The organism is Leptospira broomii serovar Hurstbridge str. 5399 (genome assembly GCF_000243715.2).
Classification (GTDB): Bacteria; Spirochaetota; Leptospiria; order Leptospirales; family Leptospiraceae; genus Leptospira_B; species Leptospira_B broomii.
In genome coordinates this window covers 2,326,175-2,342,552 of record NZ_AHMO02000008.1, presented here as the reverse complement: position 1 = coordinate 2,342,552, position 16,378 = coordinate 2,326,175, and the positions used below count along the sequence as shown (strand labels likewise).

The window sequence follows — 16,378 nt, the reverse complement described above, 5'->3', positions numbered from 1 at the left end:
TTGCAAAAGTGAGAATTCCAAATGGAACCGGATTTTTCACTGGATTTCCAGGCGACTTCGTATGAATTTTCCTTTTTTTCCGTCGAAATAACATAAAATCTGTTGGGAGTTTGCTGCGATCCTTCCCGCGGCTAAAACTTTCTACGCGATAGTGCAATGCTTAGAGAGTCGTACCATCCAGAACCAACTAGAATTCTTCCTGACCCGGATAGCCTTGTCCGCGAGTTCATTAAACCTGGAATGTATCTTCATCTGGCTACGACGATGTCGCGTCCGAACGCACTAATATATTCTTTAGTTCGTAGCTTTAAGGGCAAAAATCCGGAATTCACTATCAGCGTAGCAGGAATTCACTCTAGCGCTCATGCTCTTGCTCTCTCCGGAATCGTAAAAAAAATCATAACAGGATTTGCAGGGGATAATTATCCCAAACCGAGTCCGAATTCTTTGTATAAGGATTTGCTTGAAGGTAAACCGTTTGAATTGGAGCTTTGGTCCCTTCTTACAATCGTCCAAAGACTTATGGCGGGAGCAATGCATCTTCCGGGTTTCATTACGAATTCCTTAGTCGGCTCGGATATGATCCTAGATAAATTGGGGACGACCGCATTTCTCTATAGTAAACCTACTCCCGGAAATCCCTTCGGCGAAGCTGCAAAGCACCACCTAACGAGTGAAAGCCGAGGTACCCGTGAGAAAGATCTAGTTTTCATCACGCCCTTGACTCCCGATATCACGCTCGTCCACGGTGTAGTCGCAGACGAAGACGGAAATATCGTCCTCTGCCCTCCTGCAGGCGAAGGGGCTTGGGGGGCATTAGCCGCGACAAAAGGTGTCATTGCCACCGTGGAGAAAATTGTACCGAGAGGAATGATTCCTCCGGAATTAGTGAGTATTCCCGGTGGAAAGGTTCTAGGATTGGCAATGGCAAAGTATGGTGCGCATCCGCAATCTTTACGGGTTCATGGACTCCCGGACGTTCCGGCATTTGAAGGAATCGAAACCTATTTGGACGATTACGAATTTCAAGTAGAAGCGAACGAGGCGGCCAGTGCTCCAAGTAAAGCAGATCGTTGGTTTAAGCAGTTCGTCGATTTGCCGGGCGGACATGATGATTATCTGGAGGAGATCGGAGATGTCAAATTACGAAGACTAAAAATGATTCCTCCGGAACATCACTTAACACAACCGGAAGATCCCAAAACCGTAAATGATTCCGAGCAGATGATCATTCTAGCCGCGAGAGCCATCGTCGAGAGAGTAAAGCAAAACGGTTATAAGACGATTCTAGCGGGAATCGGTGCCGCTCATATGGCCGCATGGACGGCTTCAAAGTTATTAGAGAAGGAAGGAATTCGTATTCGAATCATCACCGAACTCGGATTTTACGGAATGCGTCCGTTTCAAGGCGACATTTTTCTTTTTAGTCAATTACATGCACAGCAATGCTCGATGTTATCCGACACGGCCAATATTCTCGGGACGGTCGTACCCGATAATTGTTTGGGAGTGATCGGAGCAGCCGAAATAGACTGGTTTGGAAATATCAATTCCGTAATGGACGGCAAAGGTAAATTCTTAGTCGGTTCGGGCGGTGCAAACGATATCGTTTCTTCCGCAGATACTATCGTGGTCGCGAAAGCCAATAGATACCGCTTCGTGAGAAAAGTGAAACATATCACCTCTCCTGGAGAAAGAGTCGTGGAAGCGGTATGCCAGTTCGGTCGTTTCAAACGCCCTGCCTTTTCCGACCATCCGTTCGAACTTTCGTCCTGGATTCCGCCGGCGTCCGATGACGAAATGGAGGCTTTGGAAGCGGTGCTGCGGTACACCTTGTGGCTTCCGCCCGATGAAGACCTAACCATTTCGGAAGAACCTCCTATAAATTCGGAAGAACTTACGATACTCCGCGAATTGGATCCGGAAAGAATCTACACGGAGCAGTTTATGGTTTACACGCGATTGCCTTAATTTTGCAGCTCTGTAGCAAAAGAATGGAATTATGACTGGAAATTTATTATTCAACGGGAGAACTTAGAAGAATGGTTACTAATAAACTCCCCGCGTCCAACGGGGTCCGAATCACCGGCTTTGGACATTATCTGCCAGAAAGAGTGGTAACCAACGAGGAAATTCAAAGCAGACTTAAGTATCCGGAAATGCATCCCGCCGAGAAAGCGGTTATAGGAAATATCGGAGTAACAAAGAGACATAGAGCCTCGGAAACCGAAACTCCGATGTTCATGGCGGCAAAAGTTGCCGAAATGGCGCTGAAAGATGCAGGTAAAAAGCCGGAAGACGTTGATCTATTTATTTTAGCCAATTGGACGGACCGTTATTTTCTCCCCGATCTTGCACCCCAAGCATCAAAGTTAGCGAGAACCAAAAATGCCTTAGCTTTTGACATAAGTACTGCTTGCACCGGTTTCGTTCACGGTGTTCAAATGGCATCCGCATATTTAGGAACAGGAAAATTTAAAACGGCATTGGTAATCGGCAGCGAACGTTTTTCGGTACGGACTAGAATCGGCGGTTACGGAGAATTTACCGCCGGAGATGCCGCTGCAGGAGTGTTATTGGAGTTTACGGGAGAAAAAGAATTCGGAATTATTGATTCCTTTTTGAAAGACGATGGGGATCTTTCAGGTATTATCGTTACGGGTCCGCCTCCACAAAGCTATGTGAAAAGTTTTCCGGAATTGGTCACGAAGGCAGCAGACTTGACCCTTTCAACAATGGATGATCTCCTACAGCGAAACGGTTTGACTCCGGAGGATATCGACTGGGTCGTACCACATCCGGGCACGGATGTGGTGGTTCAGAGCGTTCTTAAGAGAACTAAGTTTCCTAAGGAAAAAATTCTTATGAACTTCGACCGAGTCGGTAATACTTCGGCGGCATCTATTCCAATCGTTCTTTCAGAATTTTATCAGAAAGGTGCCTTCAAAAAAGGGGATCTTTTTCTAACTCCCGCGGTGGGAGGAGGTTTTTATTGGGGAGGGCTTCTTTTCCGACTTTAACGGATTAGGGAAGAAGCAAATCATCAGGGATGGACCCCTTTTGATAAGATAAAAGAAAGGTGAAGTTGAATAAATGATCGTTACTGGATTCGAACTACGAGAAAGACTTAACGCTGAATCCGCTTCCGAAGTGTACAAGGCGGTACGCAAAGAAGACGGAAAATCAATCATCATAAAATTTCTCCCCGTGATGGACGAGCTACACCCGTCCATCGTTAACCTACGAAACGAGTATGAAATTTTAGGACTTCTTGACTCGGGAAAGTTCGTAAAAGCGATAAAATTCGAAAAGCTCCCGGACGGGTACGCGCTTTTCATGGATTATATTCCGGGAGGTTCTTTAAAACAGTACATCACTAAGAAACCTCTCGCTCTTTCCGAATTTTTTTCCATCGCCATTCAGCTCTCCGAAAGATTAGGCGAGATTCATTCCAAGAAGGTAATACACAAAGATCTTAAGCCTGAAAATATCATTTATAATCATGATGCGAAGGAAATCCGGATCATCGATTTCGGGATCTCGACGCGATTAAATAAAGAAGAAACTTCCTGGTCTTCTCCCAATATTTTAGAAGGTTCAATTCATTACGTCTCTCCGGAACAAACCGGAAGAATGAATCGTTCGATGGATTATAGGAGCGATTTTTATTCCTTAGGCGTCTCTTTTTACGAAATGCTAACCGGAAAACTTCCATTCGAAGGCGAGGATCTATTACAATTAGTCCATTCTCATTTGGCTAAAAATCCGGTTCCACCCAAGCAAATTCGATCCGAAATTCCCGTAGTACTTTCCAATATCATAATGAAACTTCTGGCAAAAACCGCCGAAGATCGCTATCAAACGGCAAGAGGTTTGCAAGCCGACCTGGAGAAAGTATATTCTCTATGGAAGGAAAACGTTGAAATACCCGATTTCCCTCTGGCTCAAAACGATTACTCTCAGGAATTCAAGGTTCCCCAAAAACTATACGGAAGGGGAGAATACATAAGCACTCTTCTCAACGAGTTTAAGGAGGTAGCGGCAAACGGTCGGACAAGAATGGTCCTAATCGGCGGTTACTCGGGTGTGGGAAAGTCATCCTTAGTTCGAGAAATTAACAAGCCGTTAACCGAATCCAAAGGTTACTTCGTTTCGGGAAAATTCGATCAGTACAATCGAAATCTCCCCTTTTCCGCCGTCATCCAAGTCTTTTCAAGCCTAGTCGAATTAATTCTAACCGAACCGCCGGAAAAAATCGAATCTTGGAAATCTAAGATTCGTAAATCGCTCGGAGCAAACGGAAAAGTAATTACTGACGTTATTCCCGAATTAGAGATCATCATCGGCAAACAGGAACCGATTCCGGAATTAGGACCTCAGGAAAATGCAAACCGTTTCTACGTAGTATTTCAAAATTTCATTAAAGTCTTTGCCGGATCGGAGCACCCGCTTGCGATTTTTCTGGATGATATGCAATGGGCGGACACGGCCTCTCTGGAATTACTGAAAAACCTAATGGAGGACGTAACAGTAAATTACCTCTTTCTAATGTTGGCGTATAGAGACAACGAAGTCGACGACTCGCACCCTTTTCAGGTCTTAATTGACGCATTGGATAAGGAAGGATTAGAACCGCACAAAATCGTTTTGCATCCTCTCCTTGTCTCGGACGTGAATGAACTGCTCTCGGATAGTTTACGCACACCTCAAGAACAAACGAAAGAACTCGCCGAAATAATACATGCTAAGACCGGCGGAAATCCGTTCTTCATCGGAGAACTTTTAAAACAATTATCGAAGGAAGATGCAGTTTATTTCGACCTCCGGTCCGGAAAAGCCGGAGAAGCTCGCTGGAAATGGGATCTCCCCAAAATTAAGAATACGAAAATTTCCGACAACGTCGTCGAGCTCTTGATCAATAGGATCCGGAAGTTGTCTCCCGTTGTTCAAGAAACTCTTAAAATGGCATCCTGTATCGGAAGTAATTTCGATTTATCGTTATTATCTCGAATTTTAGGAGTAAGCTTCAAGGAAACTCTTGCCTCTTTACAGGAATGTATAAACGAAGAGTTGATCGTCCCGATCGGGGAAAATTATCGGGTCGCGGAATCCTTTCAAGAAACGGCGATCAACAAGGATAAAAACGATCAAACTGCAAAAACAGTATTATTCCGCTTCCAGCATGACCGTGTACAGCAGGCAGCTTACGAGATCATAGACGAGGAAAAGAAACAGGAAATCCGCCTTAAAATAGGAAGATTCCTCTTGGAAGGTATCGAGGGTAAGCAGCTAGAGGATGCGATCTTCGATATCGTAAATCACCTCAACACAGGTTCCTCTCTAATCATAGATCCCGTTGAGAAAAAAAGATTAGCTGAACTGAATTTGTTGGCCGGGAAAAAAGCAAAAAACTCGACCGCATACAAGCCGGCATCCGTCTATATCGCCAAAGGCAGGGATCTCCTGTTTACCCTTCCGGAAGGAACGCAGGGAGACGATAAACTTTGGGCGACTTACTATGACCTCTGTTATTCAATTCACAAAGAACTTGCGGAGACCCAGTATCTTACGGGGAACTTCGAGGATTCCCAAAAAACGATCGATTTACTGCTCAAACACGGCAAGACAGCGGTGGAAAAAGCCGAAACGTATAATCTTTTGATCATACAGTATTCCGCATTGGGAAAATACGATCTAGCTCTCCCGACGATTATCAAGGCCCTCAAACCTCTTGGCGTCGATATTCCCGAAAAGGATTTTGACAAGGTTCTAACCGAAGAAATCGAAATCGCAAACAAGGCCTTGGAAGGAAAAACAATCGATTCCTTATTGGAACTTCCGCTCATTCAACAGCCCGAGCAAATCATGGCCGTCAATTTACTCATAGGAGCCATACCGACTGCGTATAATTTCGCCTTGGCCTTGTTTCCCGTTATCTGTCTGAAAATGGTTAACCTTTTTCTAAAATACGGCAACCTTTCCGATCCTTACGGATATTCGGCGTATGGAATCGTCCTATCTTCGGGATTTCAACAATATAGGAAAGGTTTTGAATTCGCCGAACTTGCCGTAAAGGTCAGCGAGAAACATAAGAACCCTAGTGGAACTACAAAAGCCGCGAATATTTTAGCAAATTACACGACCCCTTTCGTAAAACACCTGAAACTTTCCGAAGAGATCAATCAAAAAGGAATTCAATCCAGTCTAGAATCAGGGGAGTTTCTGCACGGAGGATACTGCGCGATGAACGACGCAGTCAACGTAGTTTTACAATCCAAGAATATAGAATTGGCTAAAACCAAAATAGACGCATTGCTCAAATTCTCGAGAAAGGTAAAAAACAACTTAGCCATCGATACTGTCTTGGGCGCCGCACTTATCGTATCAAATTTAAGAGGCAAAACGTCATCTCATTTGGAATTTTCCAACGAGGAGATGAACGAGGAGGAATTTTTAGAACTTTGTAATGCGCATCAAAGTCCGTTCCCGGTTTGTCTCTTTAAAATCATGAAGTCTAAACTTCTGATGGCATACGGAGAGTTCGCTGCCGCGTTGAAGGAACTCGACGAGGCGGAAGGATTATTGGCTTATATTTCCGGACAAATTTCGGTGGAAGAGCATGCGTATCTGCACGCGCTGGCAATGGCCGCAAATTATAAAGTTTCTTCCCAAGAACAGAAAGCTAAGTTCATGGAAAGAATTAAAAAGAATCTGGCAAAGTTAAAACTTCTCTCGGAGAGCGCGCCCGAAAACTTCGAACATAAATATTTACTAGTGGAAGCCGAACTTTCCCGTTTGGAATATAAAAACTGGAAAGCCGCGAAGACGTATGAACTCGCGATCCAACTGGCAAGTAGAAACGATTTTTCAAACGATGAAGCGCTTGCGTGCGAGTTCGCCGGAAGATTTTGGCTTGCGAAAGGTAGCGTTAAAATCTCCTCGCAATATATTAGCGACGCTTACTACCGATACGGAAAATGGGGAGCGATCAAAAAGCAGGAACTCCTTCGCGCAAAACATCCCGAATTCCTACGTGAGAAAAGCCGGGATACCTTTCGCACGACCTATACGATCGGCACGATGGGAACTCATACTGCCGCAGCGACGGAAGTTTATACCGGTCAGACCTTGGATTTCCAATCCATTCTCAAGAGCTCAACGGCCATTTCGGGCGAAATCAAACTTGAAGCCTTGTTGGATAAGCTTATGCAAATCTCCATAGAGAACGTGGGAGCCCAAAAAGGGATTTTGATTCTTCGCAGGGATGGAAAGCTGTCAGTCGAAGCCGAAGGAAGTATCTGGGATAACGAAGTTCGTGTTCTCCAAGGTATACCGATTCAAGAAAGCAAAAATATCCCGATTAGCGTTATTTACTATGTGGAACGAACGAAAGAAGACCTGGTCCTAAAAAATGCGCATGCCGACGAAAAATTCAATAAGGATCCGTATATTAGGGAACAGAAAACAAAGTCCGTCTTATGCTCTCCGATCATTAAACAAGGAGAATTAATCGGAATATTATATTTGGAAAATAATCTTTCCGAAGCGGCCTTTACGTCGGACCGGCTACAAACGATTTCCATCCTCTCTTCGCAAGCGGCGATTTCCATCGATAACGCCCTACTCTATGCCAATTTGGAAGAAAAAGTTACGGAACGAACCAAGGAATTAGCGAAAGCGAACGACGATTTAGCTTTAAAAAACCAGCATATTACCGATAGTATTACGTATTCTTTAAATATTCAACAGGCGATTCTTCCCGCACCGGAAGTTCTAGGTAAATTTCTACCGGAGTATTTCGTTCTTTTCCGTCCTAAAGACATCGTTTCGGGCGATTTCTATTGGTTTTCCAAGCAGGAGGATTCGATTTTCATCGCCGCAGTCGATTGCACAGGACATGGCGTTCCTGGAGCCCTCATGTCCATGATCGGAAACACCCTTTTAAATCAAATTATAAACGAATCCGGTATATCCGATCCGGGAACGACTTTAGAATATTTGCATAGAAGCGTCCGACAAGCCCTTAAACAGGATACCGAACAAACCAATTCGCGAGACGGAATGGATATATGTCTGTTGAAGATAGATAAAAACAATTTATACTTTGCCGGTGCAAAACGTCCTATTTTTATTGGAAAAGCAGGAATCTTGTCCGAAATTAAGGGGGATAGAGCTTCCATCGGCGGTAGGCAAAAAGAAGAAACGCGAAAATTTATAACACATACCATTCCTCTGGAATCAGGGGTTCGTACGAGTGTTTATTTGACTACGGACGGTTTTATGGATCAACCGAATCCGGATCGTCAGAAAATCGGGACAAAAGGATTCGTTAATTTTCTCGAAGGTATAGAACACCTCTCTTGCGAAGAGCAAAAGGAAAGGCTAGAGTCCTTCCTTTTGGCGCACCAAGACAATGAGACACAGCGGGACGACATAACACTGATCGGAGTAGTCCTGGACGGACAATAGGAGAAGTTTCTGAAAAAGGAAGATGCTAATGATGGACAATGAAGTCATAAATTTATTCAAAAGCTACAAGGATGCCAGCGAGTATAACCTACTCGTGTCGTTCAAAGGCAGGCTATCACAGGAGGTGCTCACGGAACTTGGTTCCATGATTCGGACCTCCTTGAGCTCCGAATCCAAGATTAAAAAAATCTTCGCAGTATTTATCGAACTCGCACAGAATATGCTACATTATTCGGCGGAGCGCCAAGTGAACGAAGAGATGAAGGATGCGGGTGTCGGGATTCTCATTGTGAGGGAAAATTCGGTTGGCTATCATGTTGGATCGGGAAATCTGGTCCAGAACGAGAAGCTCGAGTTCCTCTCGGAAAGGATCCAAAAGATCAACTCTATGAACAAGGATGAATTGAAATCCTTTTACCAGCAACAGCTCAGGTCGGAAAGACCCGAGGATAGTAAGGGAGCCGGGGTTGGATTAATAGATATTGCGCGGAAGTCAGACGGACCCCTTGTTTTCCATTTCGACTCGGTGGACAACAAAAACTCTTTCTTTACTATCTCCGCATTCTTTACGAAGGAAAACTAAGAATGGAATCCTTACATATACAACAAACTAAAACTTCACCTGAAGTTATTCTAGATTCAACCAAAGGCGTAGCCGAGATCATAGGCGAATCTTACCCGGAAAACGCGATGGCCTTTTATAAGCCGGTTTTCGAATGGTTAGCCGCAATGCAAGTTGCCGGAAAACATATCCAATTCAGATTTCAAATGGATTATTTCAATACCAGCTCGTCGAAAGTGATCATGGACATCCTCGATAACCTTCAAAAATTTCACGAGAAGGGCGGAAAAGTCGAAGTAGAATGGCTGTACAAAGAAGACGATGAAGATATGCAAGAGACGGGTGAAGAATTTTCTTCCGATCTTAGCCTATCCTTTCGGATGAAGTCTTACAAATAAAGTCTCCGGGCGGAAAAATCCGTGATGGAAAAAAACGATTCGCAAAAGGAAGTCAAAACTTTCTTCGAACATGAGTACCAACTCTTGTCCGACGCTCAATCTTTTCTAAGTAATTCTTCAAGCAAAGAACAAGCTAAGGATAAGTTACGCGCTCTCTCCGATTCGTACGAATCTCTACTCAAACAATCTTCTAAGATTATGAGAATAGGAGATTCCACCCAACATCGGTTACTTAAAACTCAAGATGAACTTACAAACTCCAACATAATGTTGGAAGCCGCTTATATGGACTTAAAGTTGGTCACCGAGGTCGGCAGAATCATCACTTCTTCCCTCGAGCCGAAAGTCATCATTCAATCGGTATATGAAAACACCAAATCGATGGTTCCAATGGATATCCTCGCGTTCGGAATTTACGAAGAGGATAAACACGCGATTAAGTATAAGTTTTGTGTAATCGACGGAAGATACACGCCTGCTCCCTCGGTCGATTCCCTAGATGAAGATAACCCCTCTTCCTTTTGTTTTAAGGAAGGTTCGGAATTAATTACGTTGGATATCGACAAGGATTATCCCCAATATGTCGACGAAATCCGTAAGCATTTCGGTGAAAATACCAGATCAGCAGTTTACCTTCCGTTAAAAGTCGAGGAGCGGTTTATAGGAATACTTACCGTTCACAGTTATACGAAAAACGCCTTCGCTGCGAACCAATTGAATATTCTTAGAACCCTGGCCAATTATGTGGCAATCGGGGTGGATAATGCGGACGCATATCGCGCTCTTTCCAAGCGAAACAGAGAGCTAAAAGAATCCTTGGAAAAGATCGAGGTCCTAAACAAAGGCATCGAAGAGGAAAGGCAAAAATCCGAAAACCTCCTGCTAAACATTCTGCCTCGCAGCATCGCGGACCGTTTGAAAGGAGGGGAAGGAGTTATAGCGGATTATTTCTCCTCCTCTACCGTTCTATTTGCGGACATCGTGGGGTTTTCGAAACTCACCGCTAAAATCGCTACACCTACAAGATTAGTCGAGATTTTGAATCGAATCTTTACCGAATTCGACGTAATCGCGGATAAATACCAACTCGAAAAAATTAAGACGATCGGCGACTGCTATATGATGGCGGGAGGCATCCCTGTTCCGGACGAAGATCATGCCGATAAAACCGCTCAGGCTGCCTTAGAGATGCTGGATCGGCTGGAAAAACTGAAACCCGATTTGGAGTACGAATTCAACGTAAGGATCGGACTTCATACGGGGGAAGTCGTCGCAGGCGTGATCGGTAAGAATAAATTCGTATACGATCTATGGGGGGATTCTGTGAATACCGCTTCAAGAATGGAATCGCACGGATCGACCGGTAGAATCCATGTCTCCGAATCAGTTTATCTTACTTTAAAAGATAAATACGATTTCGAAGACAGAGGGACCATCGAAGTGAAAGGAAAGGGTGCGATGCATACCTACTTCCTTTTAGGCAAGAAATAGGTCGAATCAACTATTCAATTAACCTAATGCTTTGATTACGTCCGCAGGAGCTTGGACAAGTTCGATCAAAACTCCTTCGCCGCAAAGTGGAAATTCTTCGTTTCCTTTCGGATGAATAAAAGTCACATCGTGACCTCCCGCTCCTTTTCGAATTCCGCCAGGCGTAAAACGAACTCCCTGTGAAGTCAACCATTCCACCGCCTTATGAATATCGTCGACCCAAAGGCCTATATGATTCAATTTCGGATCGTTAACTTTAGGGCTTTTTGAAGGATCTACGGGTTCCATTATATCCACTTCGACGGCATACGAGCCTTTCCCGATTCTTAGGATATCTTCGTTTACGTTTTCTTTTTCGCTGCGATATGTTCCTGTGTTTTCCAGGCCGAGGATATCCACCCAAAAGTTCTTTAACTTATCCTTACTATCTCCACCGACGGCAACTTGCTGGATTCCTAGAATCTTAAACGGTCTCATAATAAACCTTTCTTTGTTTTTTCCTAATTTTCCCGCTAGAAATAGGATGGCAAATCATTTGAGATACGATGAAAGAGTTCGAGCTTCGGGATAAAAATCAATCTCATGACTCCGATAAAATGGGCAATTCGACGAGCTCTCGAAACTTCTCTAAATAGAATCGGATTATTCGATAAATCGAAAAACGGCTTCCAACGGAAAATGATCGCTAGCGTCGGCCGCATCTCCGGATCGAATCACGGAATAGAAAATCTTAACCAGTCCTTTGGAAAAGAAAATGTAATCGATCGTTCTATCAGGCTTCGCAATCAACGGATCGTTTGGATAGTAGGTGAAAAATTTTTCCTTATCAGGCCCGTTCAATTCATCGGACGTTGCCCCCGCCGACCATCTATCGAAAAGGGGTTTTATCTCCTCGTCGTCGCTGTAATAGAAAGCCCCGTTCGGATGCAAAGAGGACCGCTTGAATCCGGGAGGTAGCAGGTTAAAATCTCCCGCTAAAACCCAATCAGCCTTCTCTTCGTCCAATCGAGATAACAGTCCCGCGAGAAAGTTCACCTGCTTCTGCATTGTGTCCGTTCCCATCGAAAACGCATCCAAATGAGTATTCAAAGCTACGAATTTTCCGCCTTCCGTAATCGGTAAATCGACTTGCAGGACGGCCCGCTTTAATTGAAATTGATTGCTAATCGGATCAAGCTCGGCAAGCGGTAATTGATGGCGAATGGCGGTGCTGATTTTGTATTTACTTAGAGTTACAAGTTTCATTCCGACAGATCCAAGAACTTTCGGGTGTGGAACAAATCCCGCCTTCCAATAAAATGCTTCCGCCCTACAAGGATACAAATCCGAAAGCAAGGGCAGGAGCCGTTCCGATTGATTTTCACCATGAGTTCTTCGCGCTCGGTCATCCACTTCCTGAAGCAAAATAATATCCGGATTTTTTTCTAAGATTACGTTAGCCACTTTTTTGAGCGTTGATTCGATCTCTTCGGATGTCGGCGCGGTATCCGGTCCGGATTCGTCGGGCACGTCATACCAAAAGACCTTTTCCTTACCTGCAAAATATTGGACATTCCAAGAAAGGATTTTTAATTGATTCGCCTTATGTAACGTAGGCGGATTCGATTCGCAAATGACTTCCATCTCTTCCAATGCTTTAGGATGGAAAGTTGAAAAATAAACCGCTGCCAGTAGCAAAGCGAATGCTATGAGTACCGTATATAATGCATTTTTCAGGATTTTCAAGATCCCTCCTTGGGGCACAACGAGAAGCGGCGCCAATTCCTTTCGGTGAGGCATCCTTTCTAAATATTTGGCGGGTTTCGTCCACAATTTTCGAATCGGATTTTCACTCTTGTAAGTAGTCGTAAAGGCTTTCCCTTTTTGGGGGGATTCAAGAGAATGGAATCGACCTCATGTATAAATACGCGATATCATCTTTTTTCCTTGTTTTAAGCTTATTTACCGCTTCACTTTCGGCGGAAGAAGTCGAACTACAGGTCACACTGAAAAACGGTACGACGGGCGGAGTTGGATCCGCGGAGAAAATTAAATTATTCGCGTTGGAAAGGCAGATGATTCCCCTTTCGATCGGAGATATCGGCCCCGTTAAAGGCAGTTTCCGTCTGCCGAAAGTAGAAGCGCCGGACGGTCTGCCCATACTTTTACAAGTTACGTATGGAGGAGTGAATTATAATAAAATTGTTCCACCCGTTCCGGTAATGAGAACACAACCACAGGAAGTCACTGTCTTTGAAAAGACTCAGGATCGCTCCTTGATCAAGGCTAAGTCCTTGTTACAGATCACGAGATCGAAAGACTCCTTGATTATATTTAAGGTTTTCATACTACAGAATAATACGATCCCTCCTCGTAGCTTCCAAAACGAGTCGGACCCAATCGAAATTTTTATACCTGCAGAAGCTTCCGACGTCTCTGCACAACTTACCCAGGGAGCAGGCATGGGAATTCCGTTACAGCTAAGACCCGGAAAGCAAGGTTTAGCATTGGATCGCCCGATTCTCCCCGGTTCCTCTCAATTATATATTTCCTATTCCGTTCCTGCCACTAATCTTGCATCCGCAACATTTAAGGATAAGCTTCTATTCGAAAAAAATGACGGAGAACGAGTAGTGTTCGCAAAACCGAAAGATATGGAGTTATCCTTCGGAGGCGCAAAGAACGTAAAGAAATTAGAGGCGGACGTACCCGAGGATGTAAAAGCATATTCGATTTCATATTCCGTTCCGCAACATGAAATAACGATTTCCGTTAAAGGAGGTCAGGCGGTAGAAACGTCCGCCGCCGACCAGGAAAGAGTAATTGAAAACGGTAAATTTTTCGTTTCAACGGAAAAGACGGCCTTGGGCGTAGTGGCGATATTGGGTCTTTTATTCACACTTTCTTTCCTGTTCGTTTATCGTAAATTCGCATAGAAAACTAAATTTAACGAATCCTGCAGTTTGCATACGATCGCAAACTCGATATCTTACTGAAGTAAAAACGGATTTTTGTTAAACGACAGGAAGTTTCCCAAGAACGGATTTTCCTGTTCATTCATTTTTTCCCAAGTATCCTTATTTCCGGATAATTTTACGATTTCGGAAAGACATTTAGTTTGACATAAAACTAAATTCGCCTATAATTTCTGTTTGGAGGCGAACATCGGTTCGATTCAACCATGGAAGAAAATCAGTATAAAGGCCAAATCATCGATGCGTGGGCTCAACCGGCCTTGGTTTCAATGTATCAAAAATTGCCGGAAGTCGCATCCCTCTTTAAACGATCCGGTTCTGGCGGGTATGCCCGAAAAAATCTTTCGCCGAAGGACACCGTCGATCTCCTCGACGAAGCCGGAGTCGAGAAAGTATTGTTACGAGCTTGGCGCCGTCCGGGCCAATGGGTATGTACGAACGATCAAATTTACGAATACACGAATCGTTATCCCGATCGCTTTGTCGGAATCGCGGCTGTAGATCTATCAAAACCGGTGGAAGCCGTTAAAGAATTGAGACGGGCAATCAAGGACTTAGACTTTAAAGGACTGTTTGTTCTTCCTTGGCTTTGGGAACTTCCCCCCAACCACAAATTATATTATCCTTTATATGTGGAATGCATAGAATTAGGAATTCCGTTCTGCACCCAAGTAGGACAAACCGGCCCGTTGATGCCCTCCGAAACGGGAAGGCCCGTCCCATATTTGGACGAGGTCGCCTTAACCTTTCCTACGTTGAAGATCGTAGGAGGTCATCTAGGTTTTCCTTGGACGGACGAGATGATCGGATTGTGCATGAAACACGAGAATGTTTACATCGATACTTCCGCATACTTACCTTCTCATTATCCGAAGCAGTTGCTGGACTATATGAAAACTTCCGGAAGAAGTAAGGTTCTATTCGGTACAAATTTTCCTCATCTCGAATTTAAAAAATGCGTAAATCAAGCGGTAGCCTTGGACTTACCGGAGCCGTCCTTAAAAAGATTTTTTTACGCGAATGCGAAGAGAATTTTTCAAATTTAAGAAAAAGAAGTTTTTTTTAAAGAGGAATCAATATAGATAGTCCGAACGATTATTTTAGTTCGGTCTTTGTTAAAGATGGATCGGACTGAGAACGTTCCGCCGACTTCCTGCGGCGGTGTTGAACTTCATTTAATATTCTTTTTCGTTATAGGTTGTTTTCGGGTCGATTTTTTTTTCGAAGCTATGCCGGTCTTAATTTTTTTTTTGACCGGTCTTTTCGGGAACCAGCGAATCCAAAAACTCTTTAATGTCTTTTAACACCGTTTCCTTGTCAGGAGAAACCTCGTTCATTGTCTCATGATAAAAGCCGGGATATGTTTTAATTCTTTTGTTCTTATAGACTAAATGATTATAAAATTCAAGGCTTCCTGCCGGATCCGCAATCTTATCTCCGAGGCCGTGTAAAATCAATATCGGCGTCCTCAAAATTGCCGCCTTCTTATTTGCGATCTCGCCTTGTTGAAAAAGCTCGTACCCCATTGAAAATGATATCTTACCGTGAACTAACGGATCTTCCACATAAGCCTTTACCACTTCGGGGTCGTGACTAATTAGGTTAACGTCCAGATTCGCATCCAAAGTCGTACCGGGAGATAGTTTACGTAAAAAACCGGCGACAGCAATTTGAAATTTCTGGAAAGTATTCGCAGGGATCTTTAATGCCGGGGAGCAAGCTACGACTGCATGCAGATAATCCTGATTGATACCTTCCAATGCATAGCGAATTACCACGACTCCGCCCATGGAATGACCCAGAAGTAAAATCTTATCTTTCTTTTCTCTACGGCGAACTTCTTGGATAAAATCGGCCAAATCATCCACGAATAATTCGAAAGTGTCGGCGTGCCCCCTCTTTCCGTCCGATTTGCCGTGGCCTCGCATATCGAATCCGTAAAAACTTACGTCACTATCTTTGAAATAATTTATTAAATTGCCGTATCGTCCGCTATGCTCCCCGAATCCATGATTAAACACAAGTACCCTATTTGCATCGGGTTTAATCCAAGCCTGACAATAGAGTTTAGTATTGTCTCGGGAAGATTGGATATAGAATTCCTTGTGTTGGTAGGCCATATGTGAAGACTCCGAAGAAGGGGACGATTCCGATCGAAGCTATCGATGCTTTAGCAGCGGGTCAAGCCTTTATTGAGAATAACGGTGACAAAGCCGAACGAATCGATTCTACGAAAAATCACCTACAATTCAATAAGCGAAAAGGGGTGAAAGCAGTTCTAATTTTGATGGAAGGAGCTCGGACGAGTATGTCGCCTTCCCTTCTTCCCGTCGAAAGTATTCGTTGACGATTCGTATTCTCCATGTTACAGAGTCCAGGCTTGTAAACTTTACTATCGAGTCCTCGGCAAGCAAACGGCCCCCATTCCCTATCGGGATTTTTGGATCGGTTACGAATAAGTAACGATCGAAGATAGTCGGATCATAAAATGTACAGGATTAAAT

At 43.9% G+C, this 16,378-nt stretch carries 12 protein-coding genes; 9 read left to right on the top strand and 3 right to left on the bottom strand.

What is annotated here, in order from left to right; translation table 11 throughout:
- Positions 1-240: 240 nt before the first annotated feature.
- The 6 genes from LEP1GSC050_RS16395 to LEP1GSC050_RS16370 all read left to right on the top strand — a co-directional run bounded on the left by LEP1GSC050_RS16395 (position 241) and on the right by LEP1GSC050_RS16370 (position 10,920).
- Positions 241-1,971: a CoA-transferase gene (locus LEP1GSC050_RS16395; RefSeq protein ID WP_408605407.1), complete on the top strand. Its 1,731-nt coding sequence runs from the start codon at positions 241-243 to the stop codon at positions 1,969-1,971.
- 71 nt (positions 1,972-2,042) lie between these two features.
- Positions 2,043-3,020 (top strand): ketoacyl-ACP synthase III, encoded by a 978-nt coding sequence (locus LEP1GSC050_RS16390; protein WP_010568834.1) that lies wholly within the window; start codon positions 2,043-2,045, stop codon positions 3,018-3,020.
- Positions 3,021-3,093: 73 nt separating this feature from the next.
- Positions 3,094-8,469, top strand: coding sequence for a protein kinase domain-containing protein (locus tag LEP1GSC050_RS16385; RefSeq protein ID WP_020987549.1), 5,376 nt, complete (start codon positions 3,094-3,096; stop codon positions 8,467-8,469).
- 28 nt (positions 8,470-8,497) lie between these two features.
- On the top strand, positions 8,498-9,052 hold the full coding sequence (locus LEP1GSC050_RS16380; protein WP_020987665.1) for a SiaB family protein kinase: 555 nt from the start codon (positions 8,498-8,500) through the stop codon (positions 9,050-9,052).
- A 2-nt stretch (positions 9,053-9,054) separates the two neighbouring features.
- Complete coding sequence (locus LEP1GSC050_RS16375; protein ID WP_010568831.1) at positions 9,055-9,429, top strand: DUF1987 domain-containing protein; 375 nt, start codon at positions 9,055-9,057, stop codon at positions 9,427-9,429.
- Between the two features lie 24 nt (positions 9,430-9,453).
- On the top strand, positions 9,454-10,920 hold the full coding sequence (locus LEP1GSC050_RS16370) for an adenylate/guanylate cyclase domain-containing protein (protein WP_010568830.1): 1,467 nt from the start codon (positions 9,454-9,456) through the stop codon (positions 10,918-10,920).
- Between the two features lie 18 nt (positions 10,921-10,938).
- Here the strand turns inward: LEP1GSC050_RS16370 and LEP1GSC050_RS16365 are convergent, their stop codons facing one another.
- Positions 10,939-11,397: a VOC family protein gene (locus LEP1GSC050_RS16365; RefSeq protein ID WP_010568829.1), complete on the bottom strand. Its 459-nt coding sequence runs from the start codon at positions 11,395-11,397 to the stop codon at positions 10,939-10,941.
- A 165-nt stretch (positions 11,398-11,562) separates the two neighbouring features.
- On the bottom strand, positions 11,563-12,645 hold the full coding sequence (locus LEP1GSC050_RS16360; protein ID WP_020987510.1) for an endonuclease/exonuclease/phosphatase family protein: 1,083 nt from the start codon (positions 12,643-12,645) through the stop codon (positions 11,563-11,565).
- A 170-nt stretch (positions 12,646-12,815) separates the two neighbouring features.
- Between LEP1GSC050_RS16360 and LEP1GSC050_RS16355 the strand changes: the two genes are divergently transcribed.
- A complete protein-coding gene (locus LEP1GSC050_RS16355; RefSeq protein ID WP_010568827.1) occupies positions 12,816-13,835 on the top strand; it encodes a hypothetical protein in 1,020 nt (339 codons plus the stop codon).
- Positions 13,836-14,080: 245 nt separating this feature from the next.
- A complete protein-coding gene (locus LEP1GSC050_RS16350) occupies positions 14,081-14,920 on the top strand; it encodes an amidohydrolase family protein (protein ID WP_010568826.1) in 840 nt (279 codons plus the stop codon).
- Between the two features lie 192 nt (positions 14,921-15,112).
- Here LEP1GSC050_RS16350 and LEP1GSC050_RS16345 read toward each other — a convergent pair whose 3' ends face one another.
- The gene (locus tag LEP1GSC050_RS16345) at positions 15,113-15,994 is read right to left on the bottom strand and encodes an alpha/beta hydrolase (RefSeq protein WP_010568825.1); all 882 of its coding nucleotides are present in this window, start codon (positions 15,992-15,994) and stop codon (positions 15,113-15,115) included.
- 2 nt (positions 15,995-15,996) lie between these two features.
- On the opposite strand from LEP1GSC050_RS16345, the gene LEP1GSC050_RS16340 reads away from it, so the two are divergent.
- Positions 15,997-16,221, top strand: coding sequence for a hypothetical protein (locus LEP1GSC050_RS16340; protein ID WP_010568824.1), 225 nt, complete (start codon positions 15,997-15,999; stop codon positions 16,219-16,221).
- Positions 16,222-16,378 lie beyond the last annotated feature (157 nt).

Coding starts and splice junctions, on each gene's coding strand:
- LEP1GSC050_RS16395 (WP_408605407.1), top strand. CDS start 241: ATGTATCTTCATCTGGCTACGACGATGTCGCGTCCGAACGCACTAATA.
- LEP1GSC050_RS16390 (WP_010568834.1), top strand. CDS start 2,043: ATGGTTACTAATAAACTCCCCGCGTCCAACGGGGTCCGAATCACCGGC.
- LEP1GSC050_RS16385 (WP_020987549.1), top strand. CDS start 3,094: ATGATCGTTACTGGATTCGAACTACGAGAAAGACTTAACGCTGAATCC.
- LEP1GSC050_RS16380 (WP_020987665.1), top strand. CDS start 8,498: ATGATGGACAATGAAGTCATAAATTTATTCAAAAGCTACAAGGATGCC.
- LEP1GSC050_RS16375 (WP_010568831.1), top strand. CDS start 9,055: ATGGAATCCTTACATATACAACAAACTAAAACTTCACCTGAAGTTATT.
- LEP1GSC050_RS16370 (WP_010568830.1), top strand. CDS start 9,454: ATGGAAAAAAACGATTCGCAAAAGGAAGTCAAAACTTTCTTCGAACAT.
- LEP1GSC050_RS16365 (WP_010568829.1), bottom strand. CDS start 11,397: ATGAGACCGTTTAAGATTCTAGGAATCCAGCAAGTTGCCGTCGGTGGA.
- LEP1GSC050_RS16355 (WP_010568827.1), top strand. CDS start 12,816: ATGTATAAATACGCGATATCATCTTTTTTCCTTGTTTTAAGCTTATTT.
- LEP1GSC050_RS16350 (WP_010568826.1), top strand. CDS start 14,081: ATGGAAGAAAATCAGTATAAAGGCCAAATCATCGATGCGTGGGCTCAA.
- LEP1GSC050_RS16345 (WP_010568825.1), bottom strand. CDS start 15,994: ATGGCCTACCAACACAAGGAATTCTATATCCAATCTTCCCGAGACAAT.